We start from the raw sequence: 22,021 nt of genomic DNA, 5'->3' as shown, positions 1-22,021 counted from the left end.
TGCTGCTATCGCTAGCTTTACAGTAGTAAGCTAGACCCCTAAAAACCATTCGCTTTGGCTATAGCTAGTGTCGTATTCAATAATAATTTAAGAATGCGACAGTTAGACTTCTAACGATTTATATTTTTCACGTAAATGATTACGAATTGCGACAGCCGATAAATTTAATACAGCAATCACAATGACCAATAACAACGCTGTGGCATAAACTAATGGGCGAGCCGCTTCCACATTGGGGCTTTGGAAACCTACATCATAAATATGGAAGCCCAGATGCATAAACTTCTGGTCTAGATGTAAATAAGGATAGTTGCCATCCAGCGGTAGTGAAGGAGCTAATTTCACCACCCCCACTAACATTAAAGGTGCCACCTCACCTGCAGCCCTTGCTACAGCCAGGATTAAGCCCGTCATCATAGCAGGACTAGCCATTGGTAGTACAACTCGCCACAAAGTTTCAGCCTTGGTTGCTCCAAGCGCCAGGCTACCTTCACGCACAGCCCTTGGAATACGCGATAAGCCTTCTTCCGTTGCAACAATCACAACCGGTAAAGTGAGTAGTGCCAAGGTAATAGAAGCCCATAGTAACCCTGGGGTACCAAAAGTTGGCGAAGGCAATGCCTCAGGAAAAAATAGCTGATCGATATTAGAGCCAAGAAAATAAACAAAAAAGCCTAAACCAAACACGCCATAAACAATAGATGGCACACCCGCTAGATTATTCACAGCAATTCGGATCGTTCGGGTAATGGCACCTTGGCTAGCATATTCTCGTAAGTAAACTGCAGCGATAACGCCAAATGGCGTTACCATAACTGACATCAGAATAACCATCATTACTGTGCCAAAAATGGCTGGGAAAATACCGCCTTCGGTATTAGCCTCACGGGGGTCATCACTAACAAACTCCCACACTTTATCACCATAAAAGGCTATTTTTTGCCAAAGGCTCATGGCATTAGGCTTATATGCCCTAACAATTTTAGCCAGTGATATTTCAGTGGTGTTTCCATCAACAGAGTCAACAACAATACTGTCACGCTGAAAGGAAACATGTAATTTAGCTAACTTCTTCTCAAGTTGTTTATATTGTGCTTGTAGTTCTGCTTCTTGAGCCTTGATATCGGCTAACCGAGTTGGCGTTAATTCATTGTCCAACTCCAACCGACGCTGCTGTAACCTTAACCTTTCCAGCTCAGAGTTTATTGCACCAATATCATGTTTTTCAATTTCATAAATATCGTCGTAAATCGTTAATGCCCGCTCAATCCGCTGCTGGAAAATACTCCATAGCTCTGCGTCGTTGGCACCTGCTATTAATTCTCCATCCTGTTTCACTGCTCTTAAGTAACCATAAAAATTACCCCACTCTCGGCGCTCTATTGCCATAACTTCTTCAGGGTATTCTATATTAGTTAAATAATTAGCGACTACCCACTGAAAATCAGCATTGGTCAAATCACGATTACCCACTTTTAGCAGCGTTCGTTGCATGGTTTCGATACCCTCTATAATGGGTACGCCTGCATTTTTAAGCTGCTTTATAGGGACTTCTTCATGATCAACTTCTTCACCAGCAACCAACCGGCTTTCAGTACCAGGTAGCTCATAATTGGCTTGCATAATAGCAGCAGGCCAAAAATGCCCCATGCCTCTTACGGCAATTAATGCTAATAAACCCACCACCATAACAATGCTGATGGCTACGGCACCAGCGTTCAGCCAAACCCAAGGTTCGCCACTTCGGTACCATTTTTGTAAGGAGATACGCATCACTTTCACCTATCTCAACTGTTATAGCGAGCTGTAACGTTTTCTAAGCCGATGACGAATCATTTCAGCCATAGTGTTAACAACAAAGGTAAATAAAAACAGCACTAGTGCAGCTAAAAATAATACCCGGTAATGAGAACTACCTACTTCAGATTCCGGCATTTCCACAGCAATATTGGCCGCCAAAGTACGCATTCCCTCAAAAATGTTGACATCCATTATGGGGGTATTACCTGTTGCCATTAGTACAATCATCGTTTCTCCCACAGCTCTACCCATGCCAATCATGACAGCAGAAAAAATACCTGGGCTTGCGGTTAACAGAACAACCCGAGTTAAGGTTTGCCAAGGGGTTGCTCCTAATGCTAAAGAACCATAACTTAAATGTTTGGGGACACTGAAAATAGCATCTTCAGTGATCGAGAAAATCGTTGGGATTACTGCAAATCCCATAGCTAAGCCAACAACAAGTGCATTACGCTGGTCAAAACTAATACCCTGTTCACCCAACCAACTACGCATATCACCACCAAAAAACAGGCCTTCCATCGTGGCGCTCATGCTAATAGCTAACCAGCTTAAAATAATGACTATTGGAATTAATAATAATGGCTGCCAACCATCCGGCACTCGATGTCTAATATTATCCGGTAGTTGATGCCAACCAAATGAAACCAATAAAAAGCCTATTGGAACCACAATGAGTAAGGCAAAAATTCCTGTTAAGTGGTCTTCTACAAACGGTGCAAGCCAAAGTCCAGCCAGAAATCCGAGAATAACCGTAGGCAATGCTTCCATTAACTCAATTACTGGTTTAACTTTTCGACGCATGGCAGGTGCCATAAAATAAGCGGTATAAATTGCGCCACAAATTGCCAGTGGTGTAGCGAGCAACATTGCGTAAAACGCTGCTTTTAGGGTACCAAATGCTAATGGCATTAAGCTCATCTTTGGCTCAAAGTCGTTGGTAGATGCTGATGACTGCCAAATATAATCAGGCTTGTCATAGTCTTCATACCATACTTCATCCCATAGCACCGACCAAGAAACTTCTGGATGCTCATTATCAACACTCCAGAAACTCACCTGACCATTTTGATCTTCAGCTAAAAATGCTTTGCCACGAGGAGAAACTGCTAACCAAGCAATTGGCTTTTCACTGATTTGTTCATTAATTAATGTGCGACGGGCTGTTGTGTTGTAAATACCAATCTGTCCTTGATCGTCTGCAACCAAAAACCCTTTTCGGCGATGTTCAGGGGCAATACTTGTTATGTTATTATTTGCTAATTTAAAGTCCCTAATTCGCTCTAGACGCCATTCGCTGTCTTTATCTCTAACAAGAAACCATTGAGAGATATTGCCGCCACTATCTCCTAATAATAAAGAGACGCCACCAAGCAATAATTTTGCTTGCGATAATTGATATTCACCACTGGTAACATCTAACACACTGTTAATTTTTGGAGTATTTCGATCTGCAATATTCAAAATTGCCAGCTGTGCTTGATCAATTAACACATAAAGCCAGCGTTGCTCAGGATCAATCAACAACCCTTTAATATCTCCAGTAATTTTTGGCAGCTCTAAGTGCTCCTCCTCAAACGTAATTTCTTCTGTTAGAAAATCTTCTTCTTTATTGAGAATATTGAGCAGCAGCTTGCTATCTGTTGCACCAGCAATGGCAAGAGACTCTTCTGTGTCACGAATAGCAATATGGGTAATTGCATCACCATTTTTAGATAATACCACTGGCTCTTTACCATAAGGATATTGAATAGATGGCTCGATCAAGCGTTGATTGTCTTCACCATAACTCACAGTATACTCATGCTTAAAAACTAATGTTTCACCATTACTGAACCCTAAAGCAAGCTCATCAGTCCCAGGTCCTGCCTCAGCTATAGCCGTTATCGTGTTATTTGCAGGTATGGGTACAGCATGCTTTTTTAGTATTTCGCCTGAATGGGTTCTAAAAAAGATAGCATTCCCTGCACTATCAACCCTCAGACCTATCTCCGCCTGCTCCTCCATGCTGAGATAAAGGGTTTTAGCTTGCTCCTCAGCCCCGTTTTCTACTTCTACTACAGGTACCGAATATTGGCTGATTTTTTCGATAGATGCTGACTTAAACAGCGGCATGACCTCATACATTAAGTAGAGAAATATCAACAGTATGGCGACAATGACTCCAATGCCTCCAATAGCGACACCCCACTTAGCAAAGATATCTTTAAAGTGACGTAAACGCCGATAACGTTTGGCACTTGCCGTGTTTAAATCAATATTTGGTGTGTATGTGGTTTGCTCATTCATGGCAGGTACGATAGAGGCTGATTATTACAAATATATTACAGTCTAATGAAGAGCAGTGTTGAAATATTCACAAGCTGTATTTTTGAGTTTCGATAAAAACAAATTAACCGAGCGCTATCTTAAATAACACTCGGCTTACACTTTGTTTTCACTTATTTCTCTAGATAGCCTACATCAAAGCTTTCGGCTAGAAGAGGTGTACGAGATTAAACACCTAACTTCTTCAGCTGCTTTTCAACTACTTTGGCAGGCAGAGGAATATAACCATCTTTTATTACAACTTCCTGACCTTGTTTTGATAAAACCAGCTTAAAAAACTCTCGATCCAGTGGTGACAGTGGTTTATTTGGCTGCTTGTTTACATAAACATACAGGAATCGAGAAAGCGGATAAGAGCCTTTAGCCGCGTTTTCAGGTGTCGCTTCAATAAACGGCTGCCCATCTTTCTTGGCAAGTGGTACCGTACGGACACTTGATGTTTTATAGCCGATACCTGAGTAACCGATACTATTAATAGAAGCACTTATCGACTGAACGACTGAAGCTGATCCTGGCTGCTCATTTACATTATTTTTGAAGTCACCTTTACAAAGGGCTTTCTTTTTATAGTAGCCATATGTGCCAGATACAGAGTTACGGCCAAATAACTGGATATCGCGCTTTTCCCATGGGCCATTTAAGCCTGCTTTACCCCAGGTATTAATATCTTCTTTATGACCACATTTACGGGTAGTAGAGAAAATCGCATCAACCTGTTTGATGGTTAAGCCTTTAATGGGATTATCTTTGTTAACAAATACCGCTAGCGCATCGATAGCAACTGGAATTGCGGTTGGCTTATAGCCATATTTTTTCTCAAATGCTTCCAGCTCTTTATCTTTCATCTTACGGCTCATCGGCCCTAAGTTAGCAGTTCCTTCCGTTAAAGCGGGTGGGGCGGTTGATGAACCTGCTGCTTGAATTTGGATATTAACATTCGGATAGACTCGCTTGAACTCTTCTGCCCATAAGGTCATCAAGTTAGCCAGGGTATCAGAGCCAACACTTGATAAGTTACCAGAAACACCGCTGGCCTTAGTGTAGCTAGTTATTTTAGGGTCTACTTCTTGAGCAGCCTGGGTTAGCCCACTCATCGTGCCTACCGCAACTAGGGCAGCAGCTGGAAGAATGCTATTCAATTTCATCACATGCTCCTAATAGATTTGTTTTCCCGGCACAGTATTAATCTAAGTGGTGTTAACTATATGGAGTAAATATGACGTTTTTGTTAAAGGTATGAATAAAAAATCAACAACACGTCACTAACTTGTCGCATATTGGTCATTTTATGGATTAACAGTCTCCCCATTTACCACTTCACTTTTCCTAAACTAGTTTTGATTTGCACAAGCCCTCGTTAAAGTGTTCTACAAATCGCTAATGTCTAATAACTTGGTATACTGGCCAGGATAATTACCCAGGGATTACTGCTGGCGTTTGCCATTCAGTACTGGAAACAATAAACAACAATATATAAGAGCACTCAATGCTACTTAAGTACTCAGTATAGGTGTCAGATGAGCATTAAAAAGATAACTAATGTTGTTGCCATCATAGACCGAATCACAGAAGCAATTGGCAATTTTACCGCATGGTTTAACCTGCTATTAATGGCCATTGTATTTGTGGTAGTGGTTTTACGTTATGGCTTTGGTTTTGGCTCAATTGCCTTTCAGGAGTCTGCCATTTACGTGCACTCCTTTATCTTCCTAGTCGCCTGCGGCTATACCCTTAAGCATAATGGGCATGTGCGAGTTGATATTTTCTATTGTCACTTCAAACCTAAGACCCAAGCACTGGTCAATTGCTTTGGCAGTTTATTTTTACTTATTCCAGTGGTGTTATTTATTGGTTGGATGAGTTGGACATTTGTCACTGAGTCCTGGCGAATCTACGAAGGCTCCAGCCAAGCCGGAGGGTTGCCTGGAGTTTTCATACTGAAAAGCTTTATTTTAGCATTAGTAGCCACCCTGCTTCTGCAAGGTATTGGGGAGTTTCTTCGCGCAATTCTCATTATAAAAAACCAGGAAACACCTCCTAATGAGTCGGTTAATGAGGGGGCTGCCTAATGATGGAAGCAATACCACTATTGATGTTTGCTGTTGTTTGTGGAGTGCTACTACTGGGCTATCCAGTCGCCTTTACCTTAGCAGGTACTGCAATTGCGTTTGCAGCCATAGGCTCTGCAACTGGTGCTTTTGACCCCATTATCCTTAATGCATTACCAAGCCGCCTTTATGGCACCATGACCAATGAAACCCTAATGGCTGTTCCTTTATTTGTCTTTATGGGCGTCATGCTGGAAAAGTCCAAAATAGCCGAAAACTTGCTAAACAGCATGGCTCTTTTGTTTGGCCGTTTCCCTGGTGGACTAGGTATTTCCGTTACGGTAGTGGGTATGTTATTAGCTGCCAGCACCGGTATTGTTGGTGCTACTGTAGTAACCATGGGATTACTATCACTACCCACCATGCTAAAAAGAGGCTACAACAAAAGCTTAGCCTCAGGCACTATCTGCGCAACAGGTACCTTGGGACAGATTATTCCACCTTCTATCGCTCTAGTTTTATTAGGTGATGTTTTATCGAGTGCCTATCAACAAGCCCAAATTGATATGGGAATTTTTTCACCCAAAACAGTATCTGTAGGTGATTTATTTGTCGGGGCGATTATTCCAGGGTTACTGCTAGTAATCATGTACATTGCCTACCAATTTGTAGTGGCCGTGCTCAAACCCGCCCATGCTCCTGCAGTTGATACTAAACAGCTTAAGGAAGATATTCATGACAGCAGCAGCCTGCTAGGTAGCTTGGTCCCCCCACTGCTACTGATTTTTGCTGTACTTGGCTCAATTTTGGGCGGGCTTGCTACGCCTACTGAAGCAGCAGCAGTAGGGGCAGTTGGAGCAACAATTCTGGCATTAAGCAAAAAGCAGCTCAGTATTAACCAATTAAAAGCGGTTGTTCAATCTACTACTCAAGTCACCTGTATGGTCTTTATGATCCTGATCGGCGCCTCTGTATTTTCGCTGGTATTCAGAGGCTATGGTGGCGATGAGGTGATTCAGGAAATTTTTAACGATATGCCTGGTGGTGTTGTTACTGCCACTTTTATTGTGATGTTAGTTATTTTCTTGCTTGGCTTTATTTTAGATTTTATCGAAATCACCTTTGTAGTAGTGCCCATTGTTGGGCCTGTGTTGTTGGCAATGGGGCTGGACCCCATTTGGCTAGGGGTAATGATTGCAGTTAACTTACAAACTTCATTCTTAACCCCCCCTTTTGGATTTGCACTTTTTTATCTACGAGGGGTCGCACCAAAAGGCTTATGCACCACAGATATTTATAAAGGTGTTGCACCTTACATTATCATTCAGCTCATTTTGCTAGCTCTATTGGCTTATTGGCCAGGGTTAACTACATGGCTGCCACAAGCAATGTATGGATAACAGATAGCCATTAACCTTAACTGAGTAACCCTAACTGCTGGCTCACTTTAATAAATAGCGGTGAGCCAGCTTCACCAAGTTGATCCAAAATAGTAAAGTGATTAGTTCCTTTAACTTTGACTTCTTTTAACTCTGGTAAATACCTACGCCAACTGTCCCCAAATACCTGCTGTTGATCGTGAAACCCTTTAATTTCTTGATCTCCCACCGCTAACAATAACGAAGCGTTAGTTAATGGCTTCAGCCGACAAGGACTATAATGACTCACCTCTTCATCAGTAAGCCTTAGAACACTATTCACAAAGCTATGCTGGATGGGTGTCAAATTATAAATTCCACTGAGCGCAGTGACACCTTTTATCACATTGTTAGGAATTTTCGGGCTAAGCCGTTGCCAGTCAATCGTTAACAAATAACTAGCCAAATGGGCACCCGCTGAATGCCCCATTAGAAATAGCTGATCAGGGTTAATTTTGTAATCAGCGGCATGCTGATAAAACCAGTGAAGTGCTCGCTGGATACTACTAGTTATTCCCGTAAGGGTTTCATGAGGTGCAAGTGGGTAATTAATAAAAATAAAGTTAACACCACGATCTACCCATATAGGGGCTAAAAAATGAAAAAACTTTTTATCCATCGACTGCCAGTAACCACCATGAATAAATAAAATAGCCGGTTGGTTTGCCTGTTTAGCTGGAAAAACATCGAGTGTCTCACGATTCGACAGACCATACCTAATATCATCAAAGTGGACATAAAACTGGCGTGCTTTTTTACTGGCTTCCTGCCACGACGAAAGAATTTGATCAAAGTTAGTCACTGCTTGGCGGTTATTATAGTCCCTATCTAGGGACTCTTGAGTATACTGTTGGTATTGCATAGCCCTTCCTGGTTCACGACTTGAGGGCACCTCTAACTAATAATTGTCGACTGTCTCAGGTCTTATGCACAACCCCGTCAACTTGCGCAGAGGCCATAAGCAACTATGAGAGGCATCCTTGAATCAATTCACATTACAAATAAAGCCAAGCTGTTGCAATGCAATTCAGTTCATATACTTCATGAATAATAAGAATATTACACAAACATAATTAATAGTATTGGCTGTTTTTCAGCCACATCAGTGCACATTCATTCAGTGACGAATTTAACTGAGTGTTAGTTTATGAAAGTGATAACTGACGATATTTTTTACGAGCTTTTATTCATCTCATTTACATTAGCGAAATATAAATTGAGCAAGCGCACAATAAATCGCTTATTAATTAAGTACTCACGAGGCATAAATAACGATTATTTCATTTAGTTCCATATATTTTCTGCTTTGTCAAAAGCATTTACACGCAGAAAACACCCATTCTGATCAATATTTATCCCTTATTATTGTAGATATTGTCCTGTGAAATATAGCAAAAACATTTACAGACTCTTTATCAGGCAAAATGTGTTAAGTGCCTCGTTTACTAAAATAAGCCACTAAATAAAACCAGTTTTATAATAATTGGCACAATACTAGCTCTCCAATGGCAGTAAAGTTTCCTCGTATATCGGTTTTATTAAAATCAGCAATATGCAAGGCATACACGACAAATTCTTATAAGGTTATCAATCAAATGAAAAAAGCTTTAGTAACATTAGCACTAGGTAGCGTTCTAGCAACAACAGCTCAAGCAACTGTTTATACTTATGAGCAAAACAAGCACAACAGACCAAACAATAAAGACTCAATTGAAAAGGCTACCTTCACTTACGACAATCAATTACAACAGTTCACTTTCAAAGCATCCTTAACTCGCGATACTGATGGCCTATGGGCTGTAGTGAACCGTGGCAGCAGCCCTAGCAATAAAAATGCAGGCTTTATGCATATCGACCTGAAAAACAATATTATTACTGTTAACCAAGGCTATCGCATTAATGGACCAAACTACCAAAACCCTGTCGTTCAGCGCTTTGAAAATGTAATTAATTATCACCAAAATACTAAAACGTTAGACTTCTCCATTAACGTTGCTCAAATCAATGAAAAGTTACGTAACCAGACAGGCGATCTGTTAGGTGGTATCGAGTTCAATAATACTATTGGCGGCTGGGTACATGCAGACTATACCCCCAATGCACAATACAATGGCAACACAATCACTCACTGGAAATACTCTGGTATTAATGGTATAGACTTCCACAATAGAAACACTACTATTGTTCCACCTAAGCCTCCAGTACCAGTACCAACCCCAGCACCTCTTGCATTAATTGCATTAGGCTTACTTGGTTTATATCGCCGCGCTAAAGCTTAATAACAATTAAGTATGCAAAATAAAAGGCTACATTAGTGTAGCCTTTTTTATTGGCCTCAGAATAGGGGTTTATGCTATGCAAAATATTTCTTTAAATCGGCTTAATAAAGCTTGTTTGCCAGCCTCATCCCCAATAAATACTGGTGCTATACGAATGGAAATACTCTCTCCATTCCCCCATGGCCACCATGCGCAATATAAAAATGAACCACTCCCTGGGTCAGATATCAATAGCTGCTGCCCAGGAGAAATCCCTCCTAGACTTTTAGATACGCTTTTGACTGCTTCAGATGCAGTTTCAATACTAGATGCATCCAAAATTGTATCTAGGCTTTTACTAACTGCTTGATGCACTAGCTCTTGCTTGCTTACAGAAAAAGCTGTTAGTGCAGTGTTAAAGCGATTATCCCATTCCCAAGACAAGCCACCTTCAGCCAAGGATTGTACTAAGTCTTTTGAGAGATTTTCCAAGTGAGAGTCTTGAGTTTCAGCAGCCATTGTCTAACCCTCGTATAGGTAAGCCTTAATAACCTTTAACAATAGCAGTTAGTATAGCTCTAAACCTGGATAAGGATTGTTTTTCAGTGAGTCTAAACGACTTTGCAATCAACCCACATGAACTTCCAGTTTATGGCCATCGGGGGAAAGTATATAGAGAGAACTACCTTCACTCGTATTAACCTTCCATTGCCTAACCTCCATTGCAACCAGTCGATCCTTTAAAATTGGAAAATCTTGTTCACTCACATCAAATGCAATATGAGTATAGTCATTACTTGGCTGGGTATGATCTACAGATAAACAAAGCCAAAGCTCTCCAACCGACAAATATGCTCCTTTATTCCATTTTGCATGAGGCTTGAAGCCTAAAATTTCCACATAAAAATCAAATGACTTATCTAAATTATTTACTGCCATTGTAATATGATTTAAGCCGTTAATCACTTTTATCCCCTAAAGTCGTTCAAGTAAAGCTCGTAAAACAGCTATTATTTAATATTTATTCTCAACCCATGAAAGGCTGATTTTTTTATTTTTTGCGAAATATATTAAATGAGTTTTGTAAAACGTTTTTTTTCAGCTGTCATTAAATAATTAATAACAGCCTGGTTTTACTGATTAATACATGAAAGTGATTATTTTACTCGGTGAATCTGGTCGATTTCATTAAGGCTAGTCGTGCATACATTTAAATCTCTCAATATGCCATCCTCTATACTGTAAATCCAACCATGTACAGACAGCTCCTGACCAGCTTTCCATGCATTTTGCACGATTGTGGTATGGCATACATTGGCTACTTGCTCAATAACATTCAGCTCACACAAGGCATTGATGCGTTCTCTTTCATCCTTAACCTCATCTAGCTTTTCCTGGTGGTAACGATAGATATCTTTGATATTTCTAAGCCAGTTATCGATCAAACCATGCTCATGATGATCAATGGCAGCTTTAATTCCACCACAGCCATAATGGCCACACACAATAATATGCTTTACCTTTAGCACTTCGACTGCGAATTGCAGAACCGAAAGACAGTTAAGGTCCGTATGAACAACAACGTTGGCAATGTTGCGATGGACAAATACTTCACCAGGAGGTAAGTCAACTATCTGATTAGCGGGAACTCGACTATCAGAACACCCAATCCAGAGATACTCTGGTGCTTGTTGTTTAGACAATTGCGCAAAAAACTCTGGATCTTTCTCTTTAATCGAAGCAGCCCAAGCTTGGTTTCTATCAAGTAAATGTTTCAGTGTTTTCACAACCTAGATGCCCTATGATTTCAGTTTGGATAAACGTTTTGATCACCCTTGGGTAGGAGCCTGTTAGGGTCTAAAACAATTATCTGTACAGTAATAAATTCTATCCAACCAACCCTAGTTTTGCCATCTAAAGTTGTAGCACTTTACGCTGTCTCCTTCATGTCTAGCGTTCAATAGGTATAGAGCCTTCACTTATCATTCAAACGTATCATATAGAGCACCGGGTCATTACAGTGCTAAACTCTGACATTAAATAATCTTCATCCATTTTCTACGCCATAGAGGAGGTTCAAAGCTATCTGGCCAAAATTCCTTTTGCTTGACTATTAGTCCATCTTCTATCGTATGAAAAGTGATGACCGTTGCATTAGTATTATTTTTGTTCTCTATGTAATCCATAAATAGCATGATCTACTATTTTACCATTAACGTTTTCTTGATTGGTAATAATCCCTTCTAAGTTCATTCCTAATCGCTCGCAAACAGCGCGGCTTTTAATATTCTCTTTAGCTGCAGAGATTTGTACTTTATCCACATTATAATAATCAAAAGCGATTTCTATTAGCTTTTGACAAACCTGGGTCACAACTCCTTTTCCTTGATACTCAGCAGCTATCCAATAGCCTATTTCAGCTCTCTTTAAAATCGGCTCAATAGCATTAAAACCACATACTCCAACTAACTTATCTTCAAATAAAATACTACAAGCCATTTTTTTACCAGCGGCATAGTCATATAACACTTGCTTAATAAAAGACTCATAGTCTTCAACCGACTCTGTTCTACTTACCCATGGTAGCCATTCTGATAAATACGCTCTATTACTTTCGACTAACTCATATAACTGCTGAGCTATTGCTGGATGAACAAGCTCTAATTTAATAGTCTCATTTACTTCTAATATAAACATATTATTTTCACCTTACCCTGGTATTTTTTGTTACTTATCAGCTGGAAATTGTTTCGTACAAAAAATTAGCTTCAATCCCTATTCCTGCTGGGTCTTTGAAAAATAGTTGAGTCATACCTATATCAGCTAAATGATCCACAGTAAATTCAATATCCATCTTTTTCAGTTTAGAAATAAATTCCTTTAATCCAGTAATCTGAAAAGCAATATGATCTAAGTATCCTGGCTTTTCATTGCGATAATGCTTATTACTTTCTGTCAAGTGAATCAATGCTTTATCTGCAGAGTATAGCCAATAGCCTTTTCGAGAGAAGTTTGGCCGATACCCTTCAACCAAATCAAACAACTCGCCGTAAAACGCTTTTAACTCTGCCAACAGCTCACTTGGCCCACTGATGTTGATATGTTCAATAAGCATACATTATGACTTAGCTAAGTCTAATAGTGATTGTCCAGACAAACGATACCCAACCCACTCACTTTGTGCTTTAGCTCCTAAAGACTCATAGAACTTGATAGCAGGCTCATTCCAGTCAAGACAACTCCATTCAAATCGACCACAGTTGCGAGATACCGCTTGCTTAGCTAAATAGGTTAACATCGCTTTACCAGCCCCTACTCCGCGTTTTTTAGGTGTAATATATAAGTCTTCAAGATATAATCCATTTTTACCCAACCAAGTAGAATAGTTGAAAAAGTAAACAGCATACCCTATTGGCTGCCCACCACTTTCACAAATTAATGCTTGAGTTGTCGAAGTGTCAGCAAATAACGTTTCAATGATATCTGCTTCTGTTGCTATCACTTCATGTACAGCTTTTTCGTATCTGGCTAGCTCCTTGATAAATTCAAGAATTAAACTTGCATCTTTATAAGTTGCTTGGCGAATTACTACTTCTGACATCAATCTTTCTCTCTCAAACGAATAAAACTAATACTATAACTGCATATGTAATAATGGATAAGGCTTTCCCAGTCCATCAACCTCAGAGCGACTTACCACTTTAAACCCTAATCGTTCATAAAAACCGACAGCTTGGGTATTTTGCTCATTTACATCAACTTTATTAGCGCCTAACTGTTCCACTGCATAGCTTGTTAATAGTTTACCAATGCCTTTACCTCTATTGCCTGGTGAAATAAACAACATCTCAATGTTATCATCAGCAACACCTACAAAGCCAATAATGTGCTCTTGACGATTTTTAACACACCACAGGTTTTCTACAGCCTGAAGATATTCATTTAGTATTTTTGGCTTAAAGAATTTGATATCTGCTTCGGTTAAAAATTCATGAGTGGCTCTTACTGATGCCTCCCATACATTAACTATTTCTATATATTCAGTTTTATCTACAGCTACTATTTTCATGTTTCAATCATTTATATTGGTAAAAGCCTAATTTTACACCCATCATGAATCATTTTTAGGGGTGAAGAGGTGATGGTAACAAAGCCCTTGTGCCCTAGGGGTATAAAAATCATTCTCGAAGAGTATAAGTTCAACGTTTTTCCCCAAGGATAGAGAACACAAGAGGCATATCATATTTAAATTTATCCAAATAATATCTACCGGACTCTTTTTCTATTAGCCCATCAAAGCATTTATAAGGGCTAAATGGAAACTCATTCAGCTGATTAATTTGTATACCTGCTTTTATAAGAGAGTTGACCACATTGCTTAGTGGATGTGACCATGTTGCTAGCTTAGTTTTTTCTCCACTGCAATTTTCAGTATATGTACCTGACTCATCTATTACTGGCTCAGCCAGATAGAAATACGAATAATCACTAACAAGATCATAGACAGGGTGAAACTCAACCATATAAAACGTACCACCTGGTTTTAAGTGCTTTGCTATAGTCTCAGCCCATTTATTTAAGTCTGGCAACCAACAAATAGCCCCATAGGAAGTAAAAACCACATCATAGTAATTTATCTCTTCCTCACTATCATTGAATTGATAAATATCTGAGCAAATGAATTTGGCATCGATATTTGCTTGTCGTTTTATATGGTTAGCAGTGTTAATTGCAACAGAGGAGAGATCCACCCCTGTCACAATAGCTCCTTTTCTTGCCCAAGACATGGTATCAAGACCAAAGTGGCATTGTAGATGTAGCAACCTTTTCCCTTTAACGTCGTTTAACTCAATAAGCTCTATTTCCTGTAATGACGTTTTTCCTTCTAAAAAACCCTTTACATCATAAAATTCAGAGTCTACATGAACTTTTGCCCGTTTATCCCAAGCCTCTCTATTAATCTTTAAATAATCCATTAAAATAAACCCTCGAAATCAATATAATCGATTGATCGACTTAAATTTTCTTAATCATTGAATCAATTTTTACTAATCCAGGCTTAATGATTTTTGCATTTATACCACGTAAGTTTAATTGTTTACCTTGCTTGGAGTTGACAAACTTAACTGCATCTATCCCAAACCGATCTGCAAATTTTTTACAACCCAAATGAGGTTCTTCTGTGACTTCTATAATAGCATCACCTATTAACAACTGAGTACCAGGAGGTATATTTTCATAGCTTAAATTAAAATCCACATAAAACTGATCACCTGCTAATTGCCACTGTTTTTTTATCTCTTGCAATGGCTTCGATCACTCTGGCATTCATCAAATTTAATTGGGTATCAAAATTAACCACCCCATTTTTAGATCGGGCAAGCTCTCTTTGTTTCCAGTTATCTTCTAGCAGTCCTTCTTCAAGGCTTAGTTCACCTATCTCTAATACTTTTCGTTGATTGATGTTGGGGCGGCAAATTATTAGTTTTACCTTACCCTCCTGCTTTGGCGACTGTGTAATTATTTCTAGTGCTAATTCAAGATCCTCTCTTGACGCATAACTATTCACTTAGTACTCCATTTTATTACAAATAAAGGCTTCTTATTGATTAACAGAATCTGTTTTGCAAAACTGAACAACCTCTGTTAACCCTAATTCAAAGTATTGCTCCTCTTCAAAATGCTGCTTTATCATCAAATCGCTCCCACAGCAGAAAACGATCTGGCTCACTTTGGTCTTGATGAAAGATAAAGATTATTGAAAGCCCTTCATAAGTTAATTAGTGCCAACTTTTCTATTGTATACTCTTTAGTCAAACACATAAAAAACAGCAAGTAATTTTTTATCGAACATAACATTCAAGCACAAAAAAGGCCGCATTAAAATGCGACCTTTTATTAATACATCAAACGTTGTACTACTTACTTAGTTTATACGCTTGAATATCAAATCCCATACACCATGCCCTAACCTCGCGCCACGTTTTTCAAACTTAGTGATCGGGCGATAATCTGGCCGTGTCACATAGTCGTTCTGAGTGGAGGTGTTTTCAAAACCTTCTGCCTGCTGCATAACTTCAAGCATATGCTCTGCATAATTTTCCCAATCTGTCGCCATATGGAAGAGCCCATTCATTTTTAATTTAGCTCGTAATACTTGGACAAAAGCAGGTTGCACTATGCGGCGTTTATGGTGACGCTTTTTATGCCATGGATCAGGGAAGTATAACTGGAGGCGGTCGATACTTTCATCCGGAATACAGTGCTTTAATATCTCAACTGCGTCATCACAATACACTCGTAGATTGGTAAGCCCTGCTTTTTGTGCTTCATTTAATAGGCTACCAACCCCAGGACGGTGCACTTCAATACCAATAAAGTTCTTTTCAGGCTCTTGTTCTGCCATTTGCAACAACGAGAGGCCCATACCAAACCCAATTTCTAACACCAATGGCGCTTTACGGCCAAACAACTCATCCATGATTTGCACACCACTATCAATGGTAAGTCCCAGCTCTGGCCATACATCATCCCAGCCACGTTGCTGTCCAACGGTCATTCTTCCTGCACGTAGCACATAACTTTTAACTTGCCGAAGATGCTTAGTTGATTGCTGATCTTGATTCATAGGTAACTTCTATGTGGTCTACTGCGAACAAAGCGGGGTATTTTATAGTGTTTACATTTCAAACAACAGCAAGAATTAAACATTCCTTGCCGCAAACCAGCTAATACAAGCCCAGCCTATAATAAATGCTACTCCACCTATAGGAGTCACTGCACCTAACCATTTAATGCCTGTCACAGCTAGTAAATAAAGACTTCCACTAAACAATAGTATACCTACTATAAAGCTCCAGCCTGCAACGCTTAACAGGGAACTTCCTGGCCAGCGGTATAGCGCCAGAGCGACAAACCCCAAGGCCAAAGTATGATAAAAGTGATATTGTATGCCTGTTTGATATACAGTGAATAGGTTCTCGGCCAGCCTTGATTTCAGCCCATGAGCACCAAAGGCACCTAGAATAACTGCCAGTGCTCCACTGATCCCTGTAGATAATAATATTAACTTAGCCATTGACTCACCACTCTATTCATAACCCTGCTATAAGCAAAGAATTATAACGAAATGAATACAATGAAAGTAATAGTTTTAAAAGAAGAGCAATAGAAGTAAAGACATACGAGTAGGTAGATTGTTACTTTTGATGAAATAGCAGGGCACTTTTATGCTGACTCTTATTACTTTATTTTTTATTGTTTACGTCTTAATAATTTAGTCATTTTATTAAACGTAGCCTCATCACTCGTCTAATTTAAGCGCCCAAATCTATTGGATATCTACACACTAGCACATACTTGAAAGTTAACTTCTTCCTCCTACAGTTACTACCTGTTCCCACGATATAAAACCATCATGGACAACGTGTTCTTGCTTCATAACCAATAACATAGTGCTTACATGACACTTTGACTATTCTTGAGACCAGATTAAGACTTAGTTAGGCTGCTGGCTTTCTTCAGGTACAACTGTTCTGGCAATACACCTGGCTTCTGCTAGTTCATTTGCCATTTCAGCCAGCCTGGCTCGATTATTACCCGAAATCTCAACAGTGCCTCCTGGAATATCTGCAACCAAAATCCAGCCACCATCAGGAATAGGCTGACAATCTGCTTCAGTGAAATGGTGAAGTGATACGCTTAATACATGTGACATAACAGTACCAACCTTATTATTTATCTTGTTCGTTCAGCTACACAACAATAGACTTCTTTTTAAAGGAAAGTTCTAGTCAAGGACAATTAATTACTCACATATCGGTTAGCTTTTTTTTGTTCTGATAAAAGCTTCTTATTTTGTACGAACGGTTTAACACTTAAAATTGAGCATAGCTACTTTTTAGTATGCCTATTTTTGAGTAAATCTAGTTGAGCACGTTCTGTGCCAAAAAATAAGCTCAACTTAATACGCTATTTGTTTTATTAAACTTGTCATTTATTCACAATATGTTGTTTTTATGCACACCAAAAAGACTCTATGCACCTTGTTTACCTTCTACAACCACTCAAGCTCCAAATGCTACCTCAGATTCTATTATCAAGGCGCAATAGGTGTCTAAATATTAAACAATCTTAACTCAGCTACACCCCATATGCACTCACAAATCATATCCGCATTGTAAGTGATTTATTTATCAAGACTATTATTTTTTTATTACATTATTTCTATGCAATTCTTTCTTAGTGACCGATGCCACCATTGTATTTAAATACATCAACCCAAACGTTTCATCAAACCACAAAGAGCTTCCATAGAGGCCAATAAAGTCAAGGCATTTTGCTTTTTATAGTCGTTACCCTTCATAGCTAATTCTGCTTATCAAATTCCTGTATATTATGGATAAACAGATATAAGTTCTTAAGCTTCTAAATAAATTCTATGAATTAGTGTCAATTATTTTTTCATTAGTCATACCCTACATTATGGGTATATTTAACAAAGTTAAAAAAACAATATTGATAATCAACCTATAAAAAAACCTGCTCTAGTAGCAGGTTTTTTAGTTCCAATTAGTAAGCTTTTTTATAAACTCACTTATTGTTATTGCATTTTGTATTATTGCAATTAAATTTTACGCAACCATGGCACCTTTCAATTTTTTCAAGGCATTTTTTTCTAGCTGCCGAATACGTTCGGCTGAAACACTGTATTTAGCTGCTAGCTCATGTAATGTGGATTTGCTTTCGTTGAGCCAACGATGTTGCAAAATATCTCGGCTACGGTCATCCAGTTTATCCATTGCCTGCTGCAAGTTTTGGGTAGCAGCGCCTTTCCAGTCAGCCTCTTCTAACTGACGTGCTGGATCATACCGTTTATCTTCAAGGTAATATGCCGGTGCCTGATAAGCCTGTTCATCATCTTCATCAACACCCGCATCAAAAGCGGTATCTTGACTGGCCATTCGGCTTTCCATCTCACGAACCGTTTTTGGCTCGACACCCAGATCTTTAGCTACAGAGTTAACTTCATCATTCGTAAACCATGCTAACCGCTTTTTGCTGCTTCTTAAATTAAAGAACAGTTTGCGTTGAGCCTTGGTTGTTGCAACTTTAACAATTCGCCAGTTGCGCAGGATAAACTCATGCATTTCTGCTTTTACCCAGTGCACCGCAAAAGATACCAGGCGTACTCCCATTTCAGGATTAAAGCGCTTGACCGCCTTCATCAGGCCAACATTGCCTTCCTGAATCAGATCTGCTTGAGAAAGCCCGTAGCCGGTGTAACTTCTGGCAATATGGACAACAAACCGCAAGTGAGCCAACACCAACTGACGTGCAGCCTCTAGGTCATTTTCATAATAGAGTCGCTCAGCAAGCTCTTTTTCCTGTTCAGCGGTCAACACAGCAATGCCGTTAACAGCTTGAACATAAGCTTCCAGGTTCTGGCCTGGAGTTAGCGCTTCTATTGTTTGTAAACTAGTGCCCATATGGTCTCCGTAACAGCTAATCTCCGTAATAACAGCATGTAATTAACAACAATACGTAGCAACAAAGTAAACTGAAGTCTACCACTGTTTTTTTCAGAGTGCGATCTTCTCAAAAAGTTCCTCTAAGTCGAAATATGTCTAACAAAAGTGGCATAAGCCGATGTAGTTGAACTGTTAAAAGATAGTAACTTGATATTAAGGAATATCAAGTGCTTGCATTCTAAAAATACACAGCTTGTGTAATTCAATACAGCTACTCACCACTTAACAGCCAACTCGTATTCTTTAGCCAAAGTGAGAGGCTTTTAGAGAAGCTCATCTAGCGAGGTTCGATCTCTCTTAGGTAGTGCCAACAAATTAACCAAGCACCACCATAACCCAAACAAGCACTTACACCCAGCAAGATCAAGCTATCTGAAAGGCCTAAGCCCATGACTTTAAAATCACTATCATATAGTGTAGATAACTCAGCTACTGGTGTTGCTAACGAGCCAATTAAGCCTTGCAGCAAAATCAAAGCCAGTAGGCCACCCCCAATACCAAACCAAAAGCCTAGGTAAAGAAATGGTCTGCGAACATAACCGTTAGTTGCACCAATAAGCTTCACTACCATGATTTCTGAACGACGGCTTTCTATTGAAAGCTTAACTGTATTACCTATCACCAACATGACAGCCAGTGCTAAACCTGCCGCAATTAATATGCTGAACTGAGATGCTATAGCTGTCATTTTATTTAGCTTATCAACCCAAGCCAGATCGTATTGAATCACATCAATCCCAGGTAACAGTCGCCACTCTGCTACTAGCAGTTGAATATCAGAAGACTCAAACTGTCCACTAAACTTTACTACCAGTACTGTAGGCAATGGGTTACTGGGCAAAAATCGTGCAACCCCTTTAAAGCCACCTGTATTTTCCAGCTGAGATAATGCCTGTTCAGGTGTGATAGTGGTTATTTGTTCAACAATTTGTGCTTCTTTGATTTTGCTGGCTAACGCATTCAACTGTTCTTGCTTAACATTTCTTTGTAAAAAAACTGATAGCTGGGGTGCACCATCCCACCGCTCTCCCAACGTTTTGACATTAGCTAAGCCAATATACATTGCAGCAGGTAAGGCAAGTGCTAAAGCAATCATCAGCCAAGTAAAGACAGTTGATATAGGAGCCTTAAGCAATCTTTTAAGTGCATCCCACATAGAAAACTGATGATGTTGAAAAAACTGAATCAATGGATGAGCAACTTTTGCTGCCTGATTGGCTGGCCTTGCTGGATCTTGATTGGCTTTAATAGCATCCGTTCGGTGGCGAGGTAAGTCGTTAATACTATTCATTGAACTGTTACATCTCTTAGCAATCGTCCTTCTTGTAAGGTGATAACCCGGCGTTTCATGCTTGCAATCAGGCTCAAGTCATGGCTTGCCACTAAAACCGTTACACCAACCTGATTAAACTCAGTAAACAGTCGCATAATTTCAGCAGATAACTCAGGGTCCAAATTTCCTGTCGGCTCATCGGCCAACAAGAGTGGCGGTTTATTCACGACAGCTCTAGCAATCCCTACTCGCTGTTGTTCACCACCAGAAAGCGCCATAGGATTCTGCTTTTCTTTATTTAGTAGCCCAACTTTATCTAGTGATGCCCTTACCCGTCGTGGGATGTCACGATAACTATAGCCAGCAATCTGTAACGGCAGTGCCACATTATCAAAAACCGTTCGATCAAACAGCAGCTGATGGTCTTGAAATACCACACCAATATTACGTCGTAAAATAGGAATGTGATTACGCCACAAGCTTTGTAGGTTTTGACCTCCAATCCACACTTGACCTGCCGTAGGTTTTTCCATAGCAATAATTAGTTTTAACAGAGTACTCTTACCCGCCCCAGAGTGCCCAGTCAAAAATGCCATTTGGCTTCGAGGTATATGTAAATCAATACACTCCAAACCTTGATGCCCATTGGGATAACGCTTACTTACACCATCAAAACGTATCATATGCACAGTAAATTGGTTATTGATGAACCGCTATCCACTTAGTGTACGGTTAAGCAAAGCAAGACACCAGTTTCAAAGTTAGTGCTACTTGTTTTAATTTTAGAAGCTGGGATGTAAGGTAGTTAGTGTATAAAATGCGAGCAGCTGTCGGCTTTAGTAACAGTTAGAATTAGATCATCAACTTATTAGCAGCTGCATTAATGACATGAGCTGTGCTCTTTGGTTTTTATCCAGTTTGCTTAAATATTCCTTATTGACTGCTTTGGCCTCGGCAATTAATTCCGGCTCCAACTCCCGTCCTTTATCAGTTAAATAAACTCTAAATGCACGCCGGCTCTCTGGGTCTGGCCTTCTTGCCACCAGCTCTAGTTCTTCAAGTTTATCTAAAACACGGGTCGTAGTGTAGTTACGAGTCTGACAAGCTTTTGATAACTCAGTTTGGGTATAACCTTCTTGCTGCCACAATAAGAAAAGCGTTGGCCATAAAGATAAATTCAAACCATATTTTTTTAGTCGAGCATCCAGACTATACCCCATCTGCTGTGAAACTACAGCGATCAACCAGCCAAAGCTATCCTCTCGTTTCAGTTTTTTGGATGACACGATAAACAATACCCATGAGTTAACACGCAACAGATAAGTATCGCGTATTTAGGGTATTGTTACCAGGAGTGAGTTGTAGT

The 22,021-nt window shown here is 39.6% G+C and carries 24 protein-coding genes; 3 read left to right on the top strand and 21 right to left on the bottom strand.

Translation table 11 applies throughout. From position 1 onward, the window contains the following. Nucleotides 1-102: 102 nt before the first annotated feature. The 3 genes from pstA to ORQ98_RS06810 all read right to left on the bottom strand — a co-directional run bounded on the left by pstA (nt 103) and on the right by ORQ98_RS06810 (nt 5,273). Nucleotides 103-1,773: a phosphate ABC transporter permease PstA gene (pstA, locus tag ORQ98_RS06820; protein WP_274688041.1), complete on the bottom strand. Its 1,671-nt coding sequence runs from the start codon at nt 1,771-1,773 to the stop codon at nt 103-105. A gap of 21 nt (nt 1,774-1,794) precedes the next feature. Then, complete coding sequence (locus tag ORQ98_RS06815) at nt 1,795-4,089, bottom strand: ABC transporter permease subunit (protein ID WP_274688040.1); 2,295 nt, start codon at nt 4,087-4,089, stop codon at nt 1,795-1,797. 206 nt (nt 4,090-4,295) lie between these two features. After that, the gene (locus ORQ98_RS06810) at nt 4,296-5,273 is read right to left on the bottom strand and encodes a PstS family phosphate ABC transporter substrate-binding protein (protein WP_274688039.1); all 978 of its coding nucleotides are present in this window, start codon (nt 5,271-5,273) and stop codon (nt 4,296-4,298) included. A 372-nt stretch (nt 5,274-5,645) separates the two neighbouring features. Between ORQ98_RS06810 and ORQ98_RS06805 the strand changes: the two genes are divergently transcribed. Beyond that, nucleotides 5,646-6,197, top strand: coding sequence for a TRAP transporter small permease subunit (locus ORQ98_RS06805; RefSeq protein WP_274688038.1), 552 nt, complete (start codon nt 5,646-5,648; stop codon nt 6,195-6,197). Beyond that, nucleotides 6,197-7,576 (top strand): TRAP transporter large permease, encoded by a 1,380-nt coding sequence (locus ORQ98_RS06800; RefSeq protein ID WP_274688037.1) that lies wholly within the window; start codon nt 6,197-6,199, stop codon nt 7,574-7,576. Before ORQ98_RS06805 ends, ORQ98_RS06800 begins: the two co-directional genes overlap by 1 nt. Before the next feature lie 16 nt (nt 7,577-7,592). Here the strand turns inward: ORQ98_RS06800 and ORQ98_RS06795 are convergent, their stop codons facing one another. Continuing rightward, nucleotides 7,593-8,456 carry an alpha/beta hydrolase gene (locus ORQ98_RS06795; RefSeq protein WP_274688036.1) on the bottom strand — a complete coding sequence of 288 codons (864 nt, stop codon included), beginning with the start codon at nt 8,454-8,456 and terminating at the stop codon, nt 7,593-7,595. A 733-nt stretch (nt 8,457-9,189) separates the two neighbouring features. On the opposite strand from ORQ98_RS06795, the gene ORQ98_RS06790 reads away from it, so the two are divergent. After that, nucleotides 9,190-9,873 carry a hypothetical protein gene (locus tag ORQ98_RS06790; protein ID WP_274688035.1) on the top strand — a complete coding sequence of 228 codons (684 nt, stop codon included), beginning with the start codon at nt 9,190-9,192 and terminating at the stop codon, nt 9,871-9,873. 69 nt (nt 9,874-9,942) lie between these two features. On the opposite strand, the gene ORQ98_RS06785 is transcribed toward ORQ98_RS06790, so the two are convergent. The 17 genes from ORQ98_RS06785 to ORQ98_RS06705 all read right to left on the bottom strand — a co-directional run bounded on the left by ORQ98_RS06785 (nt 9,943) and on the right by ORQ98_RS06705 (nt 21,941). Then, entirely contained in the window at nt 9,943-10,371 is a 429-nt protein-coding gene (locus ORQ98_RS06785) for a hypothetical protein (RefSeq protein WP_274688034.1), read from the bottom strand. Nucleotides 10,372-10,479: 108 nt separating this feature from the next. Further along, the gene (locus tag ORQ98_RS06780) at nt 10,480-10,818 is read right to left on the bottom strand and encodes a VOC family protein (protein ID WP_274688033.1); all 339 of its coding nucleotides are present in this window, start codon (nt 10,816-10,818) and stop codon (nt 10,480-10,482) included. Between the two features lie 191 nt (nt 10,819-11,009). Beyond that, nucleotides 11,010-11,639 carry a carbonate dehydratase gene (gene can / locus ORQ98_RS06775; protein WP_274688032.1) on the bottom strand — a complete coding sequence of 210 codons (630 nt, stop codon included), beginning with the start codon at nt 11,637-11,639 and terminating at the stop codon, nt 11,010-11,012. A 373-nt stretch (nt 11,640-12,012) separates the two neighbouring features. Further along, a complete protein-coding gene (locus ORQ98_RS06770; protein WP_274688031.1) occupies nt 12,013-12,549 on the bottom strand; it encodes a GNAT family N-acetyltransferase in 537 nt (178 codons plus the stop codon). A gap of 37 nt (nt 12,550-12,586) precedes the next feature. Next, nucleotides 12,587-12,967, bottom strand: coding sequence for a VOC family protein (locus ORQ98_RS06765; protein ID WP_274688030.1), 381 nt, complete (start codon nt 12,965-12,967; stop codon nt 12,587-12,589). 3 nt (nt 12,968-12,970) lie between these two features. After that, entirely contained in the window at nt 12,971-13,453 is a 483-nt protein-coding gene (locus tag ORQ98_RS06760) for a GNAT family N-acetyltransferase (protein WP_274688029.1), read from the bottom strand. A 33-nt stretch (nt 13,454-13,486) separates the two neighbouring features. After that, entirely contained in the window at nt 13,487-13,921 is a 435-nt protein-coding gene (locus tag ORQ98_RS06755) for a GNAT family N-acetyltransferase (RefSeq protein ID WP_274688028.1), read from the bottom strand. Nucleotides 13,922-14,051: 130 nt separating this feature from the next. After that, nucleotides 14,052-14,828 (bottom strand): class I SAM-dependent methyltransferase, encoded by a 777-nt coding sequence (locus ORQ98_RS06750; RefSeq protein WP_274688027.1) that lies wholly within the window; start codon nt 14,826-14,828, stop codon nt 14,052-14,054. 40 nt (nt 14,829-14,868) lie between these two features. After that, nucleotides 14,869-15,111: an MOSC domain-containing protein gene (locus tag ORQ98_RS06745; RefSeq protein WP_274688026.1), complete on the bottom strand. Its 243-nt coding sequence runs from the start codon at nt 15,109-15,111 to the stop codon at nt 14,869-14,871. 10 nt (nt 15,112-15,121) lie between these two features. Next, nucleotides 15,122-15,421 (bottom strand): hypothetical protein, encoded by a 300-nt coding sequence (locus ORQ98_RS06740; RefSeq protein ID WP_274688025.1) that lies wholly within the window; start codon nt 15,419-15,421, stop codon nt 15,122-15,124. A gap of 357 nt (nt 15,422-15,778) precedes the next feature. Continuing rightward, nucleotides 15,779-16,480, bottom strand: a complete 702-nt coding sequence (gene trmB, locus ORQ98_RS06735) for a tRNA (guanosine(46)-N7)-methyltransferase TrmB (RefSeq protein WP_274688024.1) — start codon at nt 16,478-16,480, stop codon at nt 15,779-15,781. A gap of 75 nt (nt 16,481-16,555) precedes the next feature. Beyond that, entirely contained in the window at nt 16,556-16,930 is a 375-nt protein-coding gene (locus ORQ98_RS06730) for a DUF423 domain-containing protein (RefSeq protein WP_274688023.1), read from the bottom strand. Nucleotides 16,931-17,350: 420 nt separating this feature from the next. Further along, the gene (locus ORQ98_RS06725; RefSeq protein ID WP_274688022.1) at nt 17,351-17,569 is read right to left on the bottom strand and encodes a hypothetical protein; all 219 of its coding nucleotides are present in this window, start codon (nt 17,567-17,569) and stop codon (nt 17,351-17,353) included. A 916-nt stretch (nt 17,570-18,485) separates the two neighbouring features. Beyond that, nucleotides 18,486-19,340 carry an RNA polymerase sigma factor RpoH gene (gene rpoH, locus ORQ98_RS06720; protein WP_274688021.1) on the bottom strand — a complete coding sequence of 285 codons (855 nt, stop codon included), beginning with the start codon at nt 19,338-19,340 and terminating at the stop codon, nt 18,486-18,488. Nucleotides 19,341-19,659: 319 nt separating this feature from the next. Next, a complete protein-coding gene (ftsX, locus tag ORQ98_RS06715) occupies nt 19,660-20,673 on the bottom strand; it encodes a permease-like cell division protein FtsX (protein ID WP_274688020.1) in 1,014 nt (337 codons plus the stop codon). Then, nucleotides 20,670-21,338 carry a cell division ATP-binding protein FtsE gene (ftsE, locus tag ORQ98_RS06710; RefSeq protein ID WP_274688019.1) on the bottom strand — a complete coding sequence of 223 codons (669 nt, stop codon included), beginning with the start codon at nt 21,336-21,338 and terminating at the stop codon, nt 20,670-20,672. The genes ftsX and ftsE overlap by 4 nt, the downstream gene beginning before the upstream one ends. Nucleotides 21,339-21,515: 177 nt before the next feature. Continuing rightward, the gene (locus tag ORQ98_RS06705; protein ID WP_274688018.1) at nt 21,516-21,941 is read right to left on the bottom strand and encodes a MarR family winged helix-turn-helix transcriptional regulator; all 426 of its coding nucleotides are present in this window, start codon (nt 21,939-21,941) and stop codon (nt 21,516-21,518) included. Between the last annotated feature and the right edge of the window lie 80 nt (nt 21,942-22,021).

Origin of the sequence: Spartinivicinus poritis (assembly GCF_028858535.1) — a bacterium.
Taxonomy (GTDB): domain Bacteria; phylum Pseudomonadota; class Gammaproteobacteria; order Pseudomonadales; family Zooshikellaceae; genus Spartinivicinus; species Spartinivicinus poritis.
This window is presented reverse-complemented; position numbering and strand designations above follow the sequence as displayed.